General features: G+C 64.6%; 21 protein-coding genes and 1 pseudogene. 11 read left to right on the forward strand and 11 right to left on the reverse strand.

Features of this window, described 5'->3' with window-relative positions:
* The 3 genes from cheZ (at position 1) to LDZ24_RS00685 (ending at position 2,874) form a co-directional block, all read left to right on the forward strand.
* Complete coding sequence (gene cheZ / locus LDZ24_RS00675; RefSeq protein ID WP_175939057.1) at positions 1–705, forward strand: protein phosphatase CheZ; 705 nt, start codon at positions 1–3, stop codon at positions 703–705.
* 341 nt (positions 706–1,046) lie between these two features.
* Positions 1,047–1,568 carry a DUF2844 domain-containing protein gene (locus LDZ24_RS00680; protein ID WP_248320947.1) on the forward strand — a complete coding sequence of 174 codons (522 nt, stop codon included), beginning with the start codon at positions 1,047–1,049 and terminating at the stop codon, positions 1,566–1,568.
* A 19-nt stretch (positions 1,569–1,587) separates the two neighbouring features.
* Positions 1,588–2,874, forward strand: coding sequence for a DUF3443 domain-containing protein (locus LDZ24_RS00685; RefSeq protein ID WP_248320949.1), 1,287 nt, complete (start codon positions 1,588–1,590; stop codon positions 2,872–2,874).
* A gap of 52 nt (positions 2,875–2,926) precedes the next feature.
* Here LDZ24_RS00685 and LDZ24_RS00690 read toward each other — a convergent pair whose 3' ends face one another.
* From LDZ24_RS00690 to argS, 4 genes are all read right to left on the reverse strand, one after another.
* Positions 2,927–3,709 carry an SDR family oxidoreductase gene (locus tag LDZ24_RS00690; RefSeq protein ID WP_248320951.1) on the reverse strand — a complete coding sequence of 261 codons (783 nt, stop codon included), beginning with the start codon at positions 3,707–3,709 and terminating at the stop codon, positions 2,927–2,929.
* Positions 3,710–3,724: 15 nt separating this feature from the next.
* Positions 3,725–4,372: a thiol:disulfide interchange protein DsbA/DsbL gene (locus tag LDZ24_RS00695; protein ID WP_248320952.1), complete on the reverse strand. Its 648-nt coding sequence runs from the start codon at positions 4,370–4,372 to the stop codon at positions 3,725–3,727.
* 145 nt (positions 4,373–4,517) lie between these two features.
* Positions 4,518–5,285 carry an SPOR domain-containing protein gene (locus tag LDZ24_RS00700; RefSeq protein ID WP_206467385.1) on the reverse strand — a complete coding sequence of 256 codons (768 nt, stop codon included), beginning with the start codon at positions 5,283–5,285 and terminating at the stop codon, positions 4,518–4,520.
* A gap of 154 nt (positions 5,286–5,439) precedes the next feature.
* Positions 5,440–7,224: an arginine--tRNA ligase gene (gene argS, locus LDZ24_RS00705; protein ID WP_248320953.1), complete on the reverse strand. Its 1,785-nt coding sequence runs from the start codon at positions 7,222–7,224 to the stop codon at positions 5,440–5,442.
* Between the two features lie 246 nt (positions 7,225–7,470).
* Here argS and LDZ24_RS00710 point away from each other — a divergent pair, with 246 nt between their 5' ends.
* Entirely contained in the window at positions 7,471–7,797 is a 327-nt protein-coding gene (locus LDZ24_RS00710; protein WP_248320954.1) for a DUF1840 domain-containing protein, read from the forward strand.
* 105 nt (positions 7,798–7,902) lie between these two features.
* Here LDZ24_RS00710 and LDZ24_RS00715 read toward each other — a convergent pair whose 3' ends face one another.
* From LDZ24_RS00715 to LDZ24_RS00745, 7 genes and pseudogenes are all read right to left on the reverse strand, one after another.
* Positions 7,903–8,091, reverse strand: coding sequence for a hypothetical protein (locus LDZ24_RS00715; RefSeq protein ID WP_175939072.1), 189 nt, complete (start codon positions 8,089–8,091; stop codon positions 7,903–7,905).
* 166 nt (positions 8,092–8,257) lie between these two features.
* Positions 8,258–10,987: pseudogene (gene metH, locus LDZ24_RS00720) on the reverse strand (methionine synthase); the annotation flags it as partial.
* 34 nt (positions 10,988–11,021) lie between these two features.
* The gene (locus LDZ24_RS00725; protein ID WP_248320956.1) at positions 11,022–12,089 is read right to left on the reverse strand and encodes a homocysteine S-methyltransferase family protein; all 1,068 of its coding nucleotides are present in this window, start codon (positions 12,087–12,089) and stop codon (positions 11,022–11,024) included.
* Positions 12,090–12,339: 250 nt separating this feature from the next.
* A complete protein-coding gene (locus LDZ24_RS00730) occupies positions 12,340–12,597 on the reverse strand; it encodes a DUF3567 domain-containing protein (RefSeq protein ID WP_248320957.1) in 258 nt (85 codons plus the stop codon).
* Positions 12,598–12,720: 123 nt separating this feature from the next.
* Positions 12,721–13,509 (reverse strand): alpha/beta fold hydrolase, encoded by a 789-nt coding sequence (locus tag LDZ24_RS00735; protein WP_248320958.1) that lies wholly within the window; start codon positions 13,507–13,509, stop codon positions 12,721–12,723.
* A gap of 64 nt (positions 13,510–13,573) precedes the next feature.
* Complete coding sequence (locus tag LDZ24_RS00740) at positions 13,574–14,797, reverse strand: DUF3108 domain-containing protein (RefSeq protein WP_248320959.1); 1,224 nt, start codon at positions 14,795–14,797, stop codon at positions 13,574–13,576.
* Between the two features lie 88 nt (positions 14,798–14,885).
* Positions 14,886–15,701, reverse strand: coding sequence for an IclR family transcriptional regulator (locus LDZ24_RS00745; RefSeq protein ID WP_248320960.1), 816 nt, complete (start codon positions 15,699–15,701; stop codon positions 14,886–14,888).
* Positions 15,702–15,776: 75 nt separating this feature from the next.
* On the opposite strand from LDZ24_RS00745, the gene LDZ24_RS00750 reads away from it, so the two are divergent.
* From LDZ24_RS00750 to rfaE2, 7 genes are all read left to right on the forward strand, one after another.
* Complete coding sequence (locus LDZ24_RS00750; RefSeq protein ID WP_248320961.1) at positions 15,777–16,763, forward strand: fumarylacetoacetate hydrolase family protein; 987 nt, start codon at positions 15,777–15,779, stop codon at positions 16,761–16,763.
* Between the two features lie 126 nt (positions 16,764–16,889).
* Positions 16,890–18,050: an ABC transporter substrate-binding protein gene (locus tag LDZ24_RS00755; RefSeq protein WP_248320962.1), complete on the forward strand. Its 1,161-nt coding sequence runs from the start codon at positions 16,890–16,892 to the stop codon at positions 18,048–18,050.
* A 16-nt stretch (positions 18,051–18,066) separates the two neighbouring features.
* Complete coding sequence (locus LDZ24_RS00760) at positions 18,067–18,894, forward strand: enoyl-CoA hydratase/isomerase family protein (RefSeq protein ID WP_248320963.1); 828 nt, start codon at positions 18,067–18,069, stop codon at positions 18,892–18,894.
* 66 nt (positions 18,895–18,960) lie between these two features.
* Entirely contained in the window at positions 18,961–19,728 is a 768-nt protein-coding gene (locus LDZ24_RS00765; protein ID WP_248320964.1) for a PhaM family polyhydroxyalkanoate granule multifunctional regulatory protein, read from the forward strand.
* Between the two features lie 319 nt (positions 19,729–20,047).
* A complete protein-coding gene (locus LDZ24_RS00770; protein WP_248320965.1) occupies positions 20,048–20,974 on the forward strand; it encodes a MerR family transcriptional regulator in 927 nt (308 codons plus the stop codon).
* 430 nt (positions 20,975–21,404) lie between these two features.
* The gene (locus LDZ24_RS00775) at positions 21,405–22,280 is read left to right on the forward strand and encodes a ferritin-like domain-containing protein (RefSeq protein ID WP_175939095.1); all 876 of its coding nucleotides are present in this window, start codon (positions 21,405–21,407) and stop codon (positions 22,278–22,280) included.
* 143 nt (positions 22,281–22,423) lie between these two features.
* Positions 22,424–22,906 (forward strand): D-glycero-beta-D-manno-heptose 1-phosphate adenylyltransferase, encoded by a 483-nt coding sequence (gene rfaE2, locus LDZ24_RS00780; protein ID WP_175939096.1) that lies wholly within the window; start codon positions 22,424–22,426, stop codon positions 22,904–22,906.
* The last annotated feature ends 6 nt before the right edge of the window (positions 22,907–22,912 follow it).

Below are 22,912 nucleotides of genomic sequence, written 5' to 3' on the forward strand. Positions count from 1 at the left end.
GTGAACGATCTGACCACTGAACTCGCCGCCGTGGCAGCGGAGGCCGATAACGATTTTTCGAGCGACCGCATTCTCGCGCGCATCGGCCAATTGACGCGCACGCTGCGCGACTCCATGCGCGAACTAGGTCTCGACAAGCAGGTCGAAGCCGCGGCGCAAGCCGTGCCCGACGCGCGCGACCGCCTGAAGTACGTCGCGACGATGACCGAGCAGGCGGCCGACCGCGCGCTCAACGCGATCGAGCTCGCCAAGCCGATGCAGGAAGCGATGCAGCGCGAAGCGCAGGCGCTTGACGAGCGTTGGGCGCAATGGTACGGCGCGCCGCTCGCGCAGGGCGAAGCCGGCGAGTTGCTCGCGCAGACGCGCAGCTTCCTGCAAAGCGTGCCCGAGAAGACGCAGGCGACCAACGCGCAACTGCTGGAAATCATGCTCGCGCAGGATTTCCAGGATCTGACCGGCCAGGTGATCAAGAAGATCACGGACGTCGTGTATCTGATCGAGCAGCAATTGCTGGGCGTGTTGCTCGAGAACATCGCGCCCGAGCGGCGCGAGCAGTTCGCGGCGTCGGCGGCGGCGTTGATGTCGTCATCGACGGGCAGTCCGGAAAATCTTCTCAACGGACCGCAGATCAACCCGGAAGGGCGCAGCGACGTCGTGCAGGATCAGTCGCAAGTGGACGATCTGCTCGCGAGCCTCGGCTTCTAAGCCTTCCAGCTTCCTGACGCCAAGCGCAAAAAACGCGGAACGCCTCCTCGGATGCGTTCCGCGTTTGCCTTTGCGTTTGCGTTTGCCTTTGCGCCGGATTTCAGCCTCGATGCCTGCTTTTAGCAAAGCATCTATCGACCGGGAACTTCTGCCCGACTTACTGTTCGATTCATCCGTCCCCAACGGCGCGTCGCATGCGCGTGACGCGGCCGTTTTTCGGGATTTGGCATACTGATGGCTATAGCATCCGTACGATGCTTGAATCCGCAGGGGTTCGCGGCTCCGTAAAACGGCGCGCGGGCCCGCCAGGCAACCATCCACAGGAATCGACAGGAGGCCCAGTGAAGGTACCGAAGCAACCCCGTCATGGGCATCTCAGGCTATCGTTGGCCTTTCTTGCAGGCGCGTTGAGCGTCTGCGCGGCCGCACCGGCGCACGCGGCGCTCGGCGGCGCGCCGTTGAACGCGCCGCAAGGCGCCACCGCCGGCAACGCGGTCGTGCATGCCGCGACGGCGGCATCGGGCGCGTCCGGCGCATCGGCGGCATCGAACTACACCGTCCGCTCGACGACGCTCGCGAGCGGCACCGTCATCAACGAATACGTGTCGTCCGACGGCACCGTGTTCGGCGTCGCGTGGCGCGGGCCGCGCGTGCCGGACCTCGCGACCTTGCTCGGCAGCTATTTCCCGCAGTACCAGCAAGCCATGCTCGCGCAGCGCGCCGCGCGCGGCGGACGCGGTCAGGTGAGCGTGCAGGATTCGGGTCTCGTCGTGCATTCGGGCGGTCACATGGGCGCTTTCTCGGGCAGCGCGTACCTGCCGCAGTCTTTGCCCGCCGGCGTTTCCGCCAGCGACATCCAGTAAGCGACGGGAGAATCCGATAATGTTCACAACGACACCCGGCCTCGGCGCGGCATCTTCCCGGCGCGCCGGCAACGCGGCGCGCTGGCTCGGCGCGCTGTTTCTCGCGCTCACGCTCGCCGCATGCGGCGGCGGCAGCGACAACAATTCCGGCTCCGGCGGCGGCTCGTCCGGCGGCGGCAGTTCAGGCGGCGGGTCGTCAAGCACGGCCAACGCCCAGCCTATCACCCCGAACGGCACGAACGCGGTGCCCATCACGGTGAACGGCGGCGTCGCGAACTTCGTCAACATTCCGAATGTCTCGGTGACGGTCTGCGCGCCCGGCACGAACACCTGCCAGACCATCGACAACATTCAGATCGACACGGCTTCCTTCGGCCTGCGCATTCTGAGTTCGGCGGCTCAGTCGGTCATCGGCGCGCTGCCGGGCGCGAAGGCGCTCAACGGCGGACAACTCGCCGAGTGCGCCGGTTTCGCGGACGGCTATACGTGGGGCACCGTGCGGCAGGCGGACGTGCGCATCGGCTCGGAAGTGGCGAGCGCACTGCCGGTGCAGATCATCGGCGACCTGGACCCGTCGGCGGCGCCCACCGGCATGAACGGATGCCCGTCGGGCAACGACGAGAACACCGCCGGCGAGATCGGCGCGAACGGCATTCTCGGCATCGGCACGCTGGCGCAGGATTGCGGCAGCAATTGCGCGACGACCCCGCTGAACGGCATGTACTTCTCGTGCACCAACGGCACGAACTGCACGGGCACGGCAGTTCCGGTCGCGCAGCAAGTGGCGAATCCCGTGCAGCGGTTCCCGGTGGACAACAACGGCGTGATCGTTCAGTTGCCGCCGGTTCCCGTCACGGGCGCGGCGAGCGCGAGCGGCACGCTGATATTCGGCATCGGCACGCAGAGCAACAACACGCTCACGGGCGTCACGCATCTCGGCACCGACGCGTACGGCGATCTCAGCGGCACGTACAAGGGCACGAGTTACCAGACGTTCTTCGACACGGGATCGAACGGCAACTTCTTCCAGGACAACTTCCCGCTGTGTTCGAGCACGAGCGTGTTCTATTGCCCGACGTCGCAGCAGTCGCTCACCGCGACCGTCTCCGGCACCGACGGCAATACGGCGACGGTGCCGTTCAGCCTCGTGAGCGCGCGCACGCTGACATCGGGCACCGGAAAGTTCGCGTTCAACAGCCTGGGTGGCCAGCTGGGTATGAGCGGCCTGTTCGACTTCGGCGTGCCGTTCTTCTACGGGCGCCACGTGTACGTCGGCTACGGCAGCGCGCCGTTCGTGGCCTTCTGACGCACGACGCATGGCAAAAAAAATCCGGCCCGCGCGGCCGGATTTTTTTCGCCTATCGCTCGGAGGGCGCGGGGCGAGGCTTGCGCGGCGCGCGCTCGAAGAGCGGATCGTAGAGCCAGCGCGGCATCGCATGCAGCAGCATGCCGACGACGCGCATCTGCCACGGAAACGTCGCGTAGCGCACTTTGCGCGCGATGGCATCGGCGGTTTTCGCGGCGAAGCGGTCGGCATCCATCAGAAACGGCATGCGATACGGATTGTGCGCGGTCATCTCCGAGCGCACGTAGCCGGGCGCGATGGTCACGACCGAGACGCCCTGCGGCCGCATCTCCACGCGCAGCGCTTCCAGATACTTCGCCGCCGCCGATTTCGACGCGCTGTACGCGCCTGAGCCCGGCAGCCCGCGCACGCCCGCGACGCTCGCAATGCCGACCAGCGTGCCGCGCCGCGCGGCCGTCATCGACGCGATGAACGGCTCGAACGTCGCGACCATGCCGAAGTAATTCACGTCCATCACGGCGCGGAACGTGTCGAGTTCGCCGTGGCCCGTGAGCGCGCCCTGACTGATGCCCGCGTTGGCGATCACGATATCGGCCGCGCCGTGCTCCGCGATGAACCGGCGCGCGGCATCGGCGAGCGCGTCGGGATTGCGGACATCGGCGGGATAAATGGAAATGGACGCCTTGGGATGGCGCGCGGCGAATGCCGCAAGAGACTCGGCGCGTCGGGCGACGAGGCCGAGCACGGCCCCGCGCTTCACGTATTCTTCGGCCAGTGCCTGGCCAATGCCACTCGACGCGCCGGTGATGAAGACCTTCAACGGAACTGCGTTCATACCGGCGTCAGGCGATTACATCTTTTTGTCGCGCACTTGCTGGACGAGGAAGTCCATCACCTGCGTCGTGCCGGGCAGACTGTTCGTCTGCGCCGGGCCGGTCACGTACTTGCCCTGCACCACGACCGTCGGCACGCCGTCGATCTTGTAGTCCTGAAGCAGCTTGGCGTCGCGCTGGACGTCGCTCTGCGTCGAGAACGAGTTGTACGCGTCCATGTACTTCTTCTTGTCGATGCCTTGCGTGGCGAGGAAGTCGGCCTGCGCCTGCGGCGTCAGCAGATAGTTCTTCTTCACGTGGATTTCGTTGAACACCACGGGCGTGAGCTTTTCCGCGACGCCGAGCGCGACCAGCGCGTGATACATCTTCGAATGCGGGATGAAGTCGTCGCGGAACGCCACCGGCACGCGCTTGAACACGACGTCCGGGCCTTGCTTCTTCTCCCACGCCTCGATGTACGGCTCGAATTCGTTGCAGTGCGGGCAGCCGTACCAGAAGAACTCGATGACCTCGACCTTGCCCGCCGGCGCGCCGATGGGCTGCGGCGCCTGCATCACCGTGTAATCCTTGCCAGCAGCAGGAGCGGCCGATGCCGTGCCCGCGACGCTGAACGAGGCGGCGGCAATGCCGAGGGAAAGGGCGAAGGCGCTAAAGAGTTTTTTCATGGTCGAAGAAAGTGCAAAGGTGCGACGTGAAGGCTGACATGGCGGATGCGTCGCGGTTCTCAAGTGGGACATACGACGCTTAAGCCTGACTTAAGGCGCGCCGCGCTCATAACCGGCCGAGCACGCGGGCGCCGTCCTGCACGCGTTATTGCTTCGAAAAACGAATGACCGCCGTATCGACGCCTGCGTCGGACAGACGCTGACGCGCCGTGTTCATGTCCTCGAACTTGGCGAACGGACCGATACGCACGCGATAGTACGTCACACCGCCTGCATCGCGCTGGGTGACCTTCGATTCGAAGCCCTGAAAGCCCAGACGCGCACGCTGCTGCTCGGCATCGGCCTGCGTTTTGTATGCGCCGACTTGCAGGAAATAGCCGGTGTTCACGTCGCCGGGCGCAGGCGGCGTGGTCTTGGCCGTGGCGGGCGGCGCGGAGCCGTTCTTCGGCGGCGTCGCGGCGGTGGTCGAACTCGTCGAACTGGTCGAACCGGGCGCGGCTTCAGGCTTCTTCGCGATGGTCGGGCTCGCGGTGCGCGGCGCGGACGCCGTGCCGCCGCTCGGCGGGACTTCGACGATCTGCGGCTCGTCCAGCACGCCCGACGACTGCGTCTGATTCGTGCTCTGGCCCGGCGCCGTGTTCGGCGGCGTGGGCTGCGCGGCTTGCGGCACCGCTTGTCCCGGCGACTTGCCTTGCAGCGGGCGATTCGGGTCGTACGGCTGCGCGGCGGGCGCGGAAGACGACTCCGCTGGCGGCGCGACCTTGGCGACGAATGGCGTGGGCGCACGCGTGATGTACAGCGCGACGATCACGGCGATCGCGAGTCCGACGATCAGACCGAGCACGATGCCGAGAAAGGTTCCCCCCGTTTGCTTCGACTGCGATTGCTTCGACGTGCGGCTTGGTTTTGCCATCGTATGAATCACCTGCAAAAAGTCTTCGAGTTGGCCGACGATTATAGCCGCCGCGTAACGCGCGCCCGCGCCAGGCTGCCGTCCGCGCACGCCGAAAGATTCACAAAGTTACAGGCGCGCGCGCGACGAAGAGCTCACGACGCCGCGCCGCGGATCACATCTTCTGCGGAGCCGACACGCCGATGGTCGCGAGACCGTTTTCGAGCACCTGACGCGTGGCCGCCAGCAGCGCGATGCGCGCCGTGCGTTCCTTCTCGTCGTCCACGAGCACGCGCTCCGCATTGTAGAACGAGTGAAATTCGCCAGCGAGGTCGCGCAGATAGAACGCGACCGCGTGGGGCGCAAGTTCGTCGGCGGCGTGCGCGAGCATGTCCGGGAACTCGGCGAGCTTGTTGAGCAGCGCCATCGCGCGCGGGCTCGACAGCGGTTCGAGATCCGCCTTCGCCGCTTGCGCGAGGTCGCCGCCGTAGCGTTCCTTCCAGTCGTTGAGAATGGTGCAGATGCGCGCATGAGCGTATTGCACGTAATAGACCGGGTTCTCGTCGTTCTGCTTGAGCGCGAGGTCGATGTCGAACACGAATTCGGTGTCGGCCTTGCGCGAGATCAGGAAGAAGCGCACGGCGTCGCGGCCGCGGCGAATCATCGCTTCGTCGAGCTGATCGGGCGCGGCTTCGCTGCCCGGCGTCATGCCGCCCGACCATTCGATCAGATCACGCACCGTCACGTAGCTGCCGGCGCGTTTGGAGATTTTCACTTCCTGGCCGTCGCGCATGACCGTGACCATCTTGTGCAGCACGTAGTCGGGATAGCCTTTCGGAATGCCGATGCCGAGCCCTTGCAGCCCGGCCCGCACGCGCGCGATGGTGCCGTGATGGTCCGAGCCCTGCACGTTGATGACCTTGGTGAAGCCGCGCTGCCACTTGGTGACGTGATACGCCACATCCGGCACGAAGTACGTGTACGTGCCGTCGGACTTCTTCATCACGCGGTCTTTGTCGTCGCCGTCGTCGGTGGTGCGCAGCCACAGCGCGCCGTCCTGCTCGTAGGTCTTGCCGGCGTCGATCAGCGCCTTCACCGTTTCTTCGACGCGCCCTTCCTTGTACAGCGACGACTCCAGATAGAACTGGTCGAACTTAACGCCGAACGCGGTCAGGTCCATGTCCTGTTCGTGGCGCAGATACGCGACCGCGAAGTGACGGATGGCTTCGAGGTCGTCCACGTCGCCCTTGCCTTTGACCGGCTCGCCGTCCTTGGCCGCCACCGTTGCGCCTGCCATGTAGTCACGCGCGATGTCGGCGATGTACTCGCCGTTGTACGCGGCTTCCGGCCACTCGGCGTCGCCCGGCTTGAAGCCGCGGGCGCGCGCCTGCGTCGAGATGGCGAGATTGCCGATCTGCACGCCCGCGTCGTTGTAGTAGAACTCGCGATGCACCGCGTAACCTTGCGTCGCGAGCAGGTTGGAGAGCGCGTCGCCGAGCGCAGCCTGACGGCCGTGGCCGACGTGCAGCGGACCGGTGGGATTCGCGGACACGAATTCGACGAGCACGCGCTTGCCCGCATCGCGCTCTGAACGGCCGTACGCCGCGCCTTCGCCGAGCACCGCCGGGATCACGTCTTGCTTTGCCTTCGCCGCGAGACGCAGGTTGATGAAACCGGGACCGGCGACTTCCGCGCTCTCCACGAGCCCCTTCGCGGCCGGATGGCCGAGCACCGCATCGACGATCTGCTGCGCGAGCTGACGCGGGTTCGCGCGCAGCGGCTTGGCGAGCTGCATTGCGACGTTCGATGCCACGTCGCCATGCGCCGCGACCTTCGGCCGTTCGAGCACGATCGCGGGCGCGACGAAAGCGGCTTCCGTTGCGCCTTGCGTGGCTTGCGCGACCTCTTTGACCGCGTCGGAGAGGAGCGTTTCCAGGGTTTCTTTGTGTGCGGGCAGCATGCTGAATGTGATCCAGTGAAGCGAATGCGCAGTGGCACGCGACAGGTGCGGGCGACGCGAAGCGCCGATTGACGCGGCTGATGAGCCGTTCGCCACGGCCTGCCTTCAAGGCGGGCCACGGCTGAAACCGGGATTTTAGCAGGTGCTAAACTGTCTATTCAGGGTGGTTGTTCTGCAAAGATCGGCTTGCCGGCGCGGCTCGCATTCGCCCCGGCTGTCATCCAACAAAAGGAAAAGGACTGTCCCATGCTGATCACATTCAAAACCATGGCTGCACCGGATGTCATGATGCTCGACAACCTCGCCGAGTATCTGCTCGAGATCATCGGCAAGCAGCTGACCGAGCGCGGCGTCATCACGCATGACGAACTGCCTGCCGCCATTCAGAAACTGGAAGCGGCGATCGTCAGCGACAAGAAAGAGCGCGCCGAGCACGACGGCCATTTCCACGAAGGCGAACAAGGCCACGATCCGCACGAGATTCCCATCGGGCTCGCGCAACGGGCGTATCCGTTCCTGGACATGCTGCGTCTCGCGCACAAGGAGAACAAGGACATTCTCTGGGGCGTCTGAGCGGGCGCATGAACGGCGCATGAACACCGCGCGGCTCAAATGAAAAACCCCGCATCGGCGACGATGCGGGGTTGTCTTCCTGCTGGCTTACTCGGGCGGCGCCGCTTACTGCGACTGACCGTTGCCCGGAGTCTTCGGCTTTTTAGGCGTCTTCGGCTTCTTCTTGTGTTCGGCCTGCGGCGGCGAGTACGACGATGCCTGCGTGGTGCTGGCCTGCGCGAACGCAGCCGAACTCGACGCTGCGAGCACTGCCGCGGCGATCGCGATGCTTACGGCGGACGTCATCTTCTTCATGCGACTTTCTCCGTGGCTAAAGAGTGCGTGGCCGCCGTCGTGGCGGTTCATCGCAGCGACAAGTCTACGGAATAAAAAAAGTTCCCGCCCATCACGCGGCGCTTTTCTTGCGTATCACGCGCAGCATATGTCTTTGCACAACGTTCGCCACGCTCGCCACGCGCGATCAGCGCAGCGGCGCGAGCGCGCGTTCCGCATCGGCCGATGAGATCGCCATGCGTTGCGCGAAGCTCTGCACCTGATCGTCGCCGATCTTGCCGACCGAGAAGTACGTGCTTTCCGGATGCGCGAGATAGAAACCCGAGACGCTCGCGGCCGGCGTCATCGCGAGGGATTCCGTCAGGCTCATGCCGATTTCCCCTGCCTGAAGCACTTCGAACATATCGCGCTTCACGAGATGATCGGGGCACGCCGGATAGCCGGGCGCGGGACGGATGCCGCTGTACTTCTCCGCGATGAGCGCTTCGTTGTCGAGTGTTTCGTTGGCCGCATAGCCCCACAGTTCGCGACGCACGCGCGCATGCAGCGCCTCGGCGAAGGCTTCTGCGAAACGGTCGGCGAGCGCCTTGAGCATGATCGCGCTGTAGTCGTCGTGATCGGCGGCAAACTGCTGCTCTTTCTTGTCGACGCCGAGGCCTGCCGTCACCGCGAACAGACCGATGTAATCGGCCACGCCCGATTCCTTCGGCGCGATGAAATCCGCCAGCGAGCGATTCGGCCGCATGACGCCGTCGACCACCGGCCGCACGCTCTGCTGTCGCAGATTGCGCCACGTCATCGCCACTTTCGAGCGCGACTCATCGGTGTAGATCTCGATGTCGTCGTCATTCACCGTGTTCGCCGGCAAAAGCGTGATGACGCCGTTCGCCGTGAGCCAGCGGCCCTGAATGATGCGCGAGAGCATCGACTTGCCGTCCGAGAACACGCGCCGCGCCGATTCGCCGACGATCTCGTCGTTCAGAATGGCCGGGTACGGTCCCGCGAGATCCCACGTCTGGAAGAACGGGCCCCAGTCGATGTAATTGGCCAGATCCGCGAGGTCGTAGTTCTTGAACACGCGCCGCCCGATGAAGCTCGGCTTCTTCGGCTGGTACGCGCTCCAGTCGATCTTCGTCTTGTTGGCGCGCGCTTCGGCGTAGGTCACCATCGGCTGCGCTTTTTTGTTCGCGTGCTGCGTGCGAATGCGTTCGTAGTCGGTCTTCAGTTCGTCGAGGAACTTGGCCGCGCCTTCGTCCGACAAGAGGCTCGATGCCACCGACACCGAACGCGACGCGTCCGCCACGTACACGACCGGGCCATCGTAGTTCGGCGCGATCTTCACGGCGGTATGCACGCGCGAAGTGGTCGCGCCGCCGATCAGAAGCGGCGTCTGCTTGCCGCGGAAGTATTCGTCGCGCTGCATTTCGGAGGCGACGTAGGCCATTTCTTCGAGACTCGGCGTAATGAGCCCCGACAGGCCGATGATGTCCGCGCCTTCTTCCTTCGCCTTCTGCAGGATGGTCGCGCAGGGCACCATCACGCCCATGTTGACCACTTCGAAGTTGTTGCACTGGAGCACCACCGACACGATGTTCTTGCCGATGTCGTGCACATCGCCCTTCACGGTCGCAATGACGATCTTGCCCTTGGAGCGCACGTCCGCGCCGGCATCGGCGAGACGTTTTTTCTCTTCTTCGATGAACGGGATCAGATGCGCGACCGCCTGCTTCATCACGCGCGCCGACTTCACCACTTGCGGCAGAAACATCTTGCCCGCGCCGAAGAGGTCGCCGACGATGTTCATGCCGTCCATCAGCGGCCCTTCGATCACGTTGATCGGCCGGCCGCCCGCCTGTTCGATCTTCGCGCGCACTTCCTCGGTATCTTCCACGATGAAGGTCGTGATGCCGTGCACGAGCGCATGCGAAAGCCGCGCCTCGACCGGCTGGTTGCGCCATTCGAGGTTCTCTTCCTTCTTCGCCGCGCCGGTCTTGAACTTGTCGGCGATCTCGAGCAGACGGTCCGTTGCGTCTTCACGGCGATTGAGCACGACATCTTCGACGCGCTCGCGCAGTTCGGGATCGAGATCGGCATAGACGCCGAGCTGCCCGGCGTTCACGATGCCCATGTCCATGCCCGCCTGAATGGCGTGGTAGAGGAACACCGTGTGAATGGCTTCGCGCACCGGATCATTGCCACGAAACGAGAACGACACGTTGGACACGCCGCCGCTCACCTTCGCGTGCGGCAGGTTTTCTTTGATCCAGCGCGTTGCGTTGATGAAATCGACCGCGTAGTTGTTGTGCTCTTCGATGCCCGTCGCGATCGCGAAGATGTTCGGATCGAAGACGATATCTTCCGGCGCGAAGCCCACTTCGTTCACGAGAATGTCGTAGGAACGCTTGCAGATTTGCGTCTTGCGTTCGAACGTGTCGGCCTGACCCTGCTCGTCAAAGGCCATGACGACGGCCGCCGCGCCGTAGCGGCGAATCAGCTTCGCGTGATGACGGAACGCGTCTTCGCCTTCCTTCAGCGAGATGGAATTGACGATTGCCTTGCCCTGCACGCACTTGAGCCCGGCTTCGATGACTTCGAACTTGGAGGAGTCGATCATGATCGGCACGCGCGCGATGTCCGGCTCGGACGCGATCAGGTTCAGAAAGCGCACCATGGCCGCTTTCGAATCGAGCATGGCTTCGTCCATGTTCACGTCGATCACCTGCGCGCCGTTTTCCACCTGTTGCCGCGCGACGGCGAGCGCCTCGTCGAACTGGCCGTTGAGGATCATGCGCGCGAACGCCTTCGAGCCCGTCACGTTCGTGCGTTCGCCGACGTTGATGAAGAGCGAGCCTTCGGTGACGTTGAACGGCTCGAGGCCGGAAAGACGCATCGTGTGATCGGTCATAGTCGTTCGCTTCTCTTCTGTTTCTCTTGGTCGATTCGGGCAGTACTTAAGCGGCGTCGCGGTATTGCGAAGGGAAAGCGCGCGGCTTGACTTGCGCGAGCGCCTTCGCGATCTCGGCGATATGCTCGGGCGTCGTTCCGCAGCACCCGCCCGCGAGATTGACGAGTCCCGCTTGCGCGAACTCCTTAAGCAGCCCCGATGTCACGTCGGGCGTTTCGTCGAAGCCGGTGTCGCTCATCGGATTCGGCAGGCCGGCGTTCGGATAGCACGAGACGTAGGTATCGCAGAGTTTCGCCAACTCGGCGATATACGGGCGCATGAGCGCCGCGCCGAGCGCGCAGTTGAGCCCGAACGTCAGCGGCTTCGCGTGACGCAGCGAGTTCCAGAACGCCTCGACGGTCTGACCCGACAGAATGCGGCCCGACGCGTCCGTGACCGTGCCGGAGATCATGATCGGCAGGCGTTCGCCCGTGTTCTCGAAGAGCTCGTCGAGCGCAAAGAGCGCAGCCTTCGCGTTCAGCGTGTCGAAGATGGTTTCGACGAGAAAGAGATCGCAGCCCGCATCGAGTAGCGCCTTCGCTTGCTCGTAGTATGCGTCGCGCAGTTCATCGAAGCTGACGTTGCGCGCGCCGGGATCGTTCACGTCCGGCGAGATGCTCGCGGTCTTCGGCGTCGGGCCGATCGCGCCCGCGACGAAGCGCGGCTTGTCCGGCGTCGAGAATGCATCGCAGGCTTCGCGGGCGAGCTTTGCCGACGCGAAGTTCATCTCGGCGGCCAGATCTTCCATGCCGTAATCGGCCTGCGCGACGCGCGTGGCGCCGAACGTGTTCGTCTCGATGATATCCGCGCCCGCCGCGAGGTATTGGTCGTGAATTTCGCGGATGATCTGCGGCTGCGTGATGGAGAGCAACTCGTTGTTGCCCTTGATATCGCGGCCATAATCCTTGAAGCGATCACCGCGATAAGCGGCTTCGTCCAGCTTGTAACGCTGAATCATGGTGCCCATCGCGCCATCGAGGATCAGAATGCGCTGCTGCAACAGCGTGGGAAGCGCGGCGCCGCGCGTGTAATCGCGCGCGGAGACTGGAAGACTCGGATTGGCGTTCTGGTTCATGACGGACAGGCCCTGCACCGGATAGGAAATAGTCCGTCATTGTAGCCGCAGCGCGATGCGGTCGCTCCCGGCGCGGTTTGCTTCATGGCGAAGCGGACGGGCGAAAAAAAGAACCCCGCCGAGGCTTCGGCGGGGTCTTCTCTGGCGTGTCGCTCGTTTGCCGTATTGCGTGGCTCGCCTCATTCGCCGAGTAGCCGGCGAGCATGGCGGCGCGGGCGCAAGACTCGGAGCGCCCGCGCGAAACGTGGCGTTAGTGCAGCACCACGGGCTGGGTCATCAAGACATCGAACTGGCCGAGGAATTCATCGACATCCTCGAGCGATGGTTCTTCTTCGATCAGCTTTTGCACATGCTCGCGGAATCTTGCCGCAAGCTCGCCGTCGATGAAGATCTCCCGTTGCGTGTTCTTGTCGACGATTTCGTACCCGCCCGACATCATCGCGAGATGATTGGCCTGGGGTGGAAACTCAACGACGCAATAGTTAGGGCTGTTGTAGATCATTTGCATGGCGACACTCCTTATTCCTGTTGCTCCCGCAACCTGCATCGTAGTTGGAGCGACTGGGTGGGAATTCAAGGGGTGGCCTCGACGTGATGCCGTGTTATCGAGGCTTTTTTCTGTGAAACGTAGTCAGGCGGCCTCACGCAGAAACGCATCGAGCAATGCGCAAAAGCGTTGCGACGCCTCGATCGGAGACATATGTGCCGCATCCAGAAGTTCGAATTGCGCGCCCGGCACCGTGTCGGCGATTACCTTGGATTCAGCATGCGGCGTGCCATTGTCGTATTCACCGGCCACGACGAGCGTGCGCTTTTGAATCGACGCCAGTTGGTCCCTCGCATCGAAACGGCTCAGGGCTTCCGCGGCCTTCGCGAAACCTTCGTCGGGCGTGCGCGCAATCGTTTCGCCGACCTGCTCGATCACTTCGGGGTGCGCTTTACGAAAACCCTCCGTGAACCAGCGTTCCAGCGTCGATTCCACCATACTCCCTATGCCGTTCTGACGCACGGAAGCCGCGCGTTGCAAAAACGTCGAGCGCGCTTCCTCGCGGATGAACGCGGGCGCGCCCACGACCGTCAGCGAATCCACTTTGTCCGCATGGTTGATGGCGAACTTCTGCGCGACCATGCCGCCCAGCGACAAGCCGACGACGTGCGTGCTCGGCGCGCCGAGCTTGTCGAGCAACTCGGACAGGTCATCGGCGAGATCGTCCACGCTGAACGCCTCGGGCGACACCGCCGTGTAGCCGTGGCCGCGCAAGTCATAACGCAGCACGGTGAAATCGTTGCGGAAGTAGCCCGCCATCTGGTCCCACGCGGACAGATCGCCGGCGAGTGGATGGATGAAGGTCAGCCAGGGACCGCCGCCTTCGTTGTCGAGAACGTATCGGGTTTCGATGCCTTTGTTGTTCACCTGCATATCCGCTCCGTGGAGGTCGCTTTGAGAATCCGTGCGTCCCGTGAGACCGTGGGACGCGCCGCCGCTACGGCCTGACGGATGCATCGTCGGCGGCGGGTGCGGTTTCCTCTGACGCATCCGTCGTGCCCGGCGCGTTGTTCTCGGCAGCGGAAGCCGCTTGCAGCTTGCCGGCCCACAGCATTTCGATCTGCATGCCGTTCGGCTCCGTCTGGAGGATGCGCGCGGGCAGCCAGCCCAGCGCCGGAGCCAGCCAGATGTCGAGCTTGCGCCGGTCGCCTTCGCGGCGCGGCAGGCGCGTGAAATGCCGCGCGGTGACGAAGCCGTCGTGCGTCTGCACCGTTTCATCGCCGACGGTTTCCATCGGCCAGATTTCGCTGCTGTCGTTATCCGCGACGCTGAACTGCCGCGTGACGCCGGCTTTGTAGACATCGGGCGCGCCGCGCACGAGGCTCGTCAGTTGCATGACGACGCTGAAGCGATCCTGCGCGCCGTCCGCGAGCGGCTGGCTGTTCGGCGTGCGCGTATAGACAATCTGCTTCGTTTCGCGATTGAAGACGGCGACATCGGCGGCGCGGCGGCCGCGTTTCTCCGAATACTGTTCCGGCGCGATGCCGAAGGCATCGATATGGCCCTTGCTCGAATACACGTACGGACCGACGAACGGCAGCGGAATGGAGACGACCATCTCGTAGTGCTGGCCGTCGTTCGTCCAGTGGATCGTGCCAGTCTGGTTCATCACGCCGTTGACGAGCGTGTCGTAACGTAGGTCGCCGGTCGGCGGGACGCTGAATTTGTCGCCCGAAGCGGTCGCAGTCGGGGCTGCGGCTGACGTTGCGGCTGCGGTTGCGATTGGCGCGGACGCGCTCGCGGCACCTGCGCCCGAAGCCGCCACGCCCGATGCCGCCGCAGGTTCACCGGCCTGCGGCGTGGCCGCGCTCAACACGGGCGCGGGCGCAGCGGGTTTCGGCGCAGGCGCAGGCGCGGCCTTGGGCGGCGCAGGCCGCGCGACATGCGCAGGCGCGGCCGGTTTGACAGGCGCAGGCGGCGTGACGGGCTTTGGCGTCAGCAATTCCACCTGAACCGGCGGCTTCTGCTCGGGCGTACGGTTCGCCGGCTGCTTCGCGTGTTCGATCCAGCGCATCGCGCTCCAATGCAGCCCGGCGACGATCAGCGCCGCCCCAACCCAGCGCCCCCAGGGCCCCCAGCGACGAGGCGCATCCGGCGCGGACGCGGCAGCGGAAGGCTCGCCCGGCGCAGCAGGCGGACGATGAAACGAAAACAGGGGCATCGAACGAAGCGGAAAGAGAAGGAATGGCGCGGCGACAGAAGCGGTTATGACACGCGCGCTCGCGGCGATGTTCCGCGCGCAGGCGCGATCACCGTTCACCCGCCTTGTACCCCAGTTCATACGACAGGCTGCGCGCGCATTCCCGCAGCGCCGAATCGATCTCGCCGCCCCAGCGTGTATCGAACGCGCCTTCGTGTCCGAGCGCGATCAGCCCGAGCGCGAGTTCGCCGGTCGAATCGAACACGGGCATGCAGAACGCGTGAATCGACGGCAGCAGCATGCCTTCGACGCGCGCCGCGCCATGCTCGCGGACATCGGCGAGAAGCGGCTCGACATCAGCGATTGTTTGCTTGCTCGCAGCGAGTTCGCGTTCGAGCATCGGCTGCGTCTTGCTGCGCGGCAGATACGCGGCAAAGAGCAGTCCCGTGGCCGACGACAGCAGCGGCATGACGTCGCCGAGCTTCAGCGATGCCTTTGCCGGATAGCTCGACTCCATCCAGTGCACGACCGTCGGCCCCTGATTGCCCCACACCGCGATGCCCACGGTCTGATCGATGCGGTCGCGCAATTCGGCCAGCGCAATGCGCGCGAGCTTCACGCCATCGACGCGTGCGAGGCGCGCCAGCCCCATCTGCAAGGCAAAGCCGCCGAGTTCGTAGCGGCCCGTGAGCGGGTCCTGCGAAGCGAGCCCGAGCCGCACGAAGCTCACCAGATACCGATGCGCCTTCGCCGGGCTCATGCCCGCGCGCTGCGCGAGATCGCGCAGCATCATGGCGCGCGGCTCGTGAGTGAGCACATCGAGCAAACGGAAGCCGACTTCGATCGACTGGATGCCCGAGCGCAGCTTTTCTTCGGATGCGTCGAGGTCGAGTTCGTCGCCGGTGGCGGGCGCGTTGGATGGCATGGAAAGCGTGAAGGCGATGGATTCACCATCGTAAAATAGATTTCCCTCAACGTCATCTCAGCCCGACTCTGCCTTATGAAACTTGCCACGCTGAAGGACGGCACGCGCGACGGCCAGCTCATCGTCGTATCGCGCGATCTGCGCACGGCTGTCATTCCCGATGGAATCGTCTCCACGCTGCAACGCGCGCTCGACGACTGGACGTTCTACGCGCCGCAGCTTTTTGACCTCTACGAAGCGTTGAACCAGGGCCGCGCCCGCCACACGTTTTCGTTCGATGCGAAGTCGTGCATGGCGCCGCTGCCGCGTGCGTTTCAATGGGCCGATGGCTCGTCCTATGTGAATCACGTGGAACTGGTGCGGCGCGCGCGCGGCGCCGAGATGCCGGCCGAATTCTGGACCGACCCGCTCATGTATCAGGGCGGCAGCGACGACTTTCTCGGGCCGACGGACGATATCGTGTGCGCGTCGGAATCGTATGGCATCGACTTCGAGGCGGAAGTCGCCGTCATCACCTCCGATGTGCCAATGGCGCCCACGCCCGACGAAGCATTGAAAAGCGTGCGCTTGCTGATGCTGGTCAACGATGTCTCGCTGCGCAATCTCATCCCCGCCGAACTCGCGAAGGGCTTCGGCTTCTTCCAGAGCAAGCCCGCCACCGCGTTCTCGCCCGTGGCCGTCACGCCCGACGAACTCGGCGACGCGTGGCGCGAAGGCCGCGTGCATCGGCCGATGACCGTGCACTGGAACGGCAAAAAGGTGGGCCAGCCGGATTGCGGCGTGGACATGGTGTTCCACTTCGGCCAGTTGATCGCGCACGCGGCAAAGACGCGCAATCTGCGCGCAGGATCGATCGTCGGCTCGGGCACGATCTCGAACAAGGACACGAAGCGCGGCTACTGCTGTATCGCGGAGAAGCGGTGCCTGGAGACCATCGAGCACGGCGCGCCGCAGACGGAGTTCATGAAGTTCGGCGACAGCGTGAAAATCGAGATTTTCGATGACGCGGGCAAGTCCATTTTCGGCGCGATCGATCAGGCCGTCGTGCAGCTCGAACACTGATATCGCGCGATGAAACAAACGGCGCAACGGGTTTCGCCCGATGCGTCGGGAGCACCGGCCACCGTACACTCTCCGGGCGTTGCGGCTCACGCGCCGCGCGACGACAAAAAACAAAAGGAGACTTCCATGCGCAGAAGCAAGTGGGTGGCCGCAGCCGTGCTCGCATTCGCCGCGACGACAGCGGCGTTCGCGCAAACGCCGCACGTCAAGATCGGGCTCGTGCTGTCGCTGACCGGACCGGCCGCGTCGCTCGGCATTCCCGCCCGCGATACCGTCGCGCTTCTGCCGAAGGAAATGGGCGGCGCGAGCGTCGACTACATCGTGCTCGACGACGCTTCCGACACCACGCAGGCGGTGCAGACCACGAAGAAGCTCATCAGCGAGAATCAGGTGGATGCGATCATCGGCTCGTCGATCACGCCGAATTCGCTCGCAATGATCGATGTCGTCGCGCAAAGTCAGACGCCGATGATCTCGCTCGCTTCGTCGGCGAAGATCATCGAGCCTGTCGACGACAAGCGCCGCTGGGTGTTCAAGACGCCGCAAACCGACGCGATGATGGCCTCCGCCATTGCCGAGCACGCGAGCAATCACGGCGTGAAGACGCTCGCGTACATCGGGCAGGCGGACGCGCTCGGGGAAACCTTCTACGCGGAAGTCGCGAAGTTCGCGCAACTGCACAAGATCACCGTGGTCGCCAACGAGCGGTTCAATCGCACGGACCCGAGCGTGACCGGGCAGATTCTGAAGATTCTCGCGGCCAAGCCGGACGCGGTGGTGGTCGGCGCCGCCGGCACGCCTGCCGCGTTGCCGCCGAAGACGCTCGCGCAGCGCGGCTACAAGGGCAAGGTGTATCACAATCACGGCGTGGGCAATCGCGACTTCCTGCGCGTGTGCGGCGCGGATTGCAACGGCACTTTCCTGCCCGCGAGCCCGGTGCTCGTCGCGGCACAGTTGCCGGACGATCACCCGGCCAAGCGCCTCGCGCTCGACTACATCAAGCTTTATGAAGCGAAGCAGGGCGCAGGCACGGTCTCGGCGTTCGGTTCGTATGCGTGGGACGCGGGCATGCTGCTTCAACGAGCCATTCCGATCGCGATGAAAGCCGGCGCGCCGGGCACGCCCGCGTTTCGCGGCGCGCTGCGCGATGCGCTCGAAGGCACGAAGAACTTCGCGGATACCAACGGCGTCGTCAACATGACGCCCAACGATCATATCGGCCTCGACCAGCGCGCCCGCGTGATGGTCGAGATTCGCGACGGCAAGTGGGTGTATCAGCCGCGCTAGACCACATGGAACCGACATGAGCGATCTCTCCTTGTATTCGCGCTACACGTCGCTGCACTTGCGTCGTCACGCGCATGGCGTGCTGGAAGTCGTCATGCCGGGCGCGGGCGCGAACAAGAGCGGCCTCTCTACCGCCGACGCCAACATGCACCGCGAACTCGCGGAGATCTGGCGCGACATCGACCGCGATCCCGAGACGCGCGTCGCGCTGATTCGCGGCGAGGGCAAGGGCTTCTCGGCGGGCGGCGACCTCGCGCTCGTCGAGCAGATGGCGAACGACTTCGACGTGCGCGCGCGGGTCTGGCGCGAAGCGCGCGATCTCGTGTACAACGTGATCAATTGCAGCAAGCCGATCGTCTCCGCGATGCACGGTCCGGCGGTCGGCGCGGGGCTGGTAGCGGGCTTGCTCGCGGATATCTCCATTGCGTCCAAGTCGGCGCGCATCATCGACGGACATACGCGGCTCGGCGTCGCGGCGGGCGATCACGCGGCGATCATCTGGCCGCTGCTGTGCGGGATGGCGAAGGCCAAGTACTATCTGCTCCTGTGCGAGCCCGTGAGCGGCGAAGAAGCGGAGCGCATCGGCTTGGTATCGCTCGCGGTGGAAGAGAACGAACTCATGTCGAAGGCGATCGAAGTGGCGAACCGGCTCGCGCATGGATCGCAGACGGCCATCCGCTGGACCAAGTACGCGCTGAACAACTGGCTGCGCATGGCGGGGCCGACGTTCGATACATCGCTCGCGCTGGAATTCATGGGCTTTGCCGGACCCGACGTGCACGAGGGCATGCGTTCGCTGCGCGAGCGCCGCGCGCCGGACTTTCCGGGCGACGCGCCGTTCTGACGCGGCCCGGCATGGCTAGTGACTAGTGGCTAGCCAAGGCGATCAACCAATCAAGAGGAGCGACGAATGACGGACACCTCAGGCGGCACCCCGCCGTTTTCGATTCCCGGCTTCCCCGGTTTCTCCGGCCTGGGCCAGGCGGACATGATGGGCAAGATGTGGGAGATGATGCGCCTGAATCCGTTCGCGGCCGCGATGTCGGGCGGCGCGCAGGGCGCGAATCCCTCGCTATCCATGATGTCGGACATGCTCGCGCCGCTCACGAACATCGAGGAACTGGACAAGCGCGTGACGGACATGCGCGCCGTCGAACAGTGGCTCAAGCTCAACCTCAACATGCTGCAATCGGCGATTCAGGCGCTGGAAGTGCAGCGCGCGACGCTCGCCACGCTGCGCGCGTTCGGCGCGTTCGCTCAGACGTCCGTCGAGAGCGCGCAGAACGCGGCGGCGGAGACATCGAAGGCGGCGGGCCGCTGGCCGATGGGCGGCGCCGCATCGAGCGACGCGCCCAAGGCCGCGCCGGGCGAGCGCGCGGCGCCCACGGAAAGCGACAACCCGGAAGCGGGCGCGAAGTCCGACGCGCCGCTTCCGCCGGGCTTCGATCCCAGCGGCTGGTGGAACGCGCTGCAATCGCAGTTCAATCAACTCGCGCAACTGGCGATGATTCAGCCCGGCATGGCGGGCGCGCCGGCAGGTCAGCCGTCGGCGTCGGCCGAAGAAAGTTCGACTGCGCCGGCTCCCAGCAGCCAACCGGGCGATGACACGTCAGCCGCAGCAGCAGCGGCGAAAAAAGCGGCCGCGCGTAAGACGCCGCCGAGAAAGAAACCGGAGTAGGCATCGCGCGGATGTCGCGCAAGCGGCATCGGCTGATAGACAACGCCTGGCGGCCCGCGCTCGCCAGGCGTTTTTTTTGGATGCGCGCCGACTCGTGTGGCGTCGTGACGTCGCTACTGATTGACATATTTTGTCTATCATTCACTATGGAGCGAGAGCGGTTTTGTCCACCTGCCGACGCAGGCATGCAACGTGCAACGGACCGTCCGTGTGTTCAATTACCGTTTTGTCCATGACAAACTCATCGGAAGAAACTCTACAGCCCGAGCGAGACGCGGGTGCTGCAGGACAGGCTGAATCACCGTCGGACGCTCCGCTCGTGCGTTCGGTGGGATCGGGCCTGAGCGGCGTCGGCATCGGCGCCATCGCTCAGGAGATTGGTCTGACGAAGGACACGCTGCGCGTCTGGGAACGGCGCTACGGCTTTCCGCAGCCCATGCGCTCGCCCGGCGGCGAGCGGCTGTATCCGCAGGAACAGGTGACGAAGCTGCGGCTCGTCAAACGCCTGCTGGACGCGGGGCATCGGCCGAGCAAGGTCCTCGCGCAGCCGATCGAGGCGTTGCAGCAACTCGCCGAGTCCTCGGGCGTCGGGCAGGACGCGCCGGACGCCGAACTGGACCACTTCATCGCGCTACTGCGCAATGGCGCCTACGAGGACTTCCGCTTCGGACTTCTGCGACGCGCGACGCGCGACGGTCTGGAGCGTTTCGTGGTTGACGTCGCCGCGCCGCTTGCCGCCCGGGTGGGAAACGCGTGGGCGGCGGGCACGCTCCAGGTCTACCACGAGCATTTGTTCAGCGAGTCGATCCAGTTCACGCTGCGCACGCTGATGCGCCCGCTGTCCGAGGCGCTGCGTGGCCGCGGCGGCCGGCCGCGCGTGCTGTTGACGACGCTCTCCGGCGAAGGCCACGGTCTCGGCATTCTGATGGCCGAAGCCATGTTCAGCCTCTGCGAGTGCGAATGCGTGCAGTTGGGGTTGCAGACGCCGCTGCACGACATCGTCAGCGCGGCGGTGGCGCACGAGGTCGATGTCGTCGGGCTGTCGTTCACGGCGGTGCTTCCGGCTCAGGTCATCGCGAACGGACTGACCGAGCTGCGCAGCATGTTGCCGCCGCACATCCGCATCTGGGTCGGCGGCAGCAGTCCGGCGCTGCGCCGCAAGCTGAACGATGGCGTGGAGCATCTCGCAGGTTTGACGCCGATCGAAGAGTTCGTGGCGGCTTGGCGCGAAAGCGCCGTGCTATGATCGGAAAGGCTTGCTCGCGCGAGCCCGAGCGGGCCTGCGGACGTCGCGGCATCGACCAAACGTGCGTCCGCGCGCGCCGGCGCTAGTCGCTTCGCCGCGCTGGTCAGGCGCACGTATGCGTCTTTGCTGCAAACCGCTGAGCAGGCGGCACGACGAAAGCCTCGACGGAACCTGGGCACAGGGTTCGCTTCTCACCCAAGGTTGAACACGACGCACGCAAGGCGGCACGCGCGCAAGAACGCGCTTGTCGAAGGCGGCTGGCGCGTTGCGACAGCGCTGCATCGGGTGCTTCCTTGTCGTTTTTCGCCTGTGGCCGCCGGAATCCCGCGTAAAATTGAAAGCTTGGTTGCTCGTGCGCAGCGGTTATCGCGCACGTTTGGCCGACCGTCATACAGATATAACGTCGCATAAGTGGCTTCAGGGGTGGACTATGAACACCATGCTTTATCCGGAACTTTATAAATCGCTGGAATCCGTCCGTTGGGATATGGAGAAGGACATCCCCTGGGACAAGTTCGATGCGTCCCTGCTCACCGACGAGCAGGCCCGGACCATCAAGATGAACGCGATCACCGAATGGTCCGCTCTTCCCGCAACCGAAATGTTTTTGCGTGACAACCACCATGACAGCGACTTTTCCGCGTTCATGAGCGTGTGGTTTTTCGAAGAGCAGAAGCATTCGCTGGTGTTGATGGAATATCTGCGCCGCTTCAGGCCCGAACTGGTGCCGACGGAAGAAGAACTGCACGCCGTGCGCTTCGAATTCGATCCGGCGCCGCCGCTCGAAACGCTGATGCTGCACTTCTGCGGCGAAATCCGCCTGAATCACTGGTATCGCCGCGCGGCCGAATGGCACACCGAGCCGGTCATCAAGCATATCTACGAAACCATTTCGCGCGACGAGGCGCGGCACGGCGGCGCGTATCTGCGCTACATGAAAAAGGCGCTCGCCAATGCAGGCGATTCGGCACGCGCCGCGTTTGCGAAGATCGGCGTGCTGATGGCCTCGGCCCGTCGCACCGAGAAGCCGCTGCATCCGACGAACCTGCACGTCAATCAGGCGCTGTTTCCGCGCGATACCGTGCAGTCGCGTCTGCCCGATCCCGAATGGCTCGAACGCTGGCTGGACGACCAGATCCGCTTCGACGATAGCTGGGAGAAGAAGGTCGTCGAGCGCATTCTGCACAACCTCTCGATTCTCTTCGAGCGGTCGTTCGTCACCGCGCAGGAACTGAACCGCTATCGCAAGGAAGTGGTGCAGCGTCTGCAAGCCGCGTCCGGCGGCTCCAGCGGACAGCCCGCCTGACAGGTGTAACAGCGTGTCGCTCGCATGAACAAACGGCCTGCCGGCTCACATCGGCGGGCCGTTTTGCTTTCCAGGCCGCTTGCTTCGCCGGCGAGACGCCGTGGCACAATGCGCGCTTTCCGAACTACCCGTTGAGCAACGCCATGCCCGCCACTTTCGAACGCAAGATCACCACGCGCGACGCGCTCGCCGCGCTCCGCCCGACGCTCGCGGGGCCGGTCGTGTTCACCAACGGCGTGTTCGACATCCTGCATCGCGGACACGTGACCTATCTTGCCGACGCGAAGGCGCTCGGCGCGACGCTGATCGTCGGCGTGAACAGCGATGCCTCCGTGCGCACGCTCGGCAAGGGCGACGATCGCCCGATCAATCGCGAGGACGACCGCATGGCGCTGCTCGCGGCGCTCGAAAGCGTGGATTGGGTCGTGAAGTTCGAGGAATCGACGCCGCTGCAACTGATCGACGCGCTGCGCCCGGACGTGCTCGTCAAAGGCGGCGACTACGACATGGACAAGCTCGCCGAATCGGCGCTCGTGCGCGGCTGGGGCGGCAAGGCGCTCGCGATTGCGTTCGAGCATGACCGCTCGACCACCGCGCTCTTGAAGAAAGTCCGCGCGCAGTCCTGAACGGCC

It is taken from the genome of Caballeronia sp. Sq4a, from assembly GCF_023170545.1.
GTDB lineage: Bacteria > Pseudomonadota > Gammaproteobacteria > Burkholderiales > Burkholderiaceae > Caballeronia.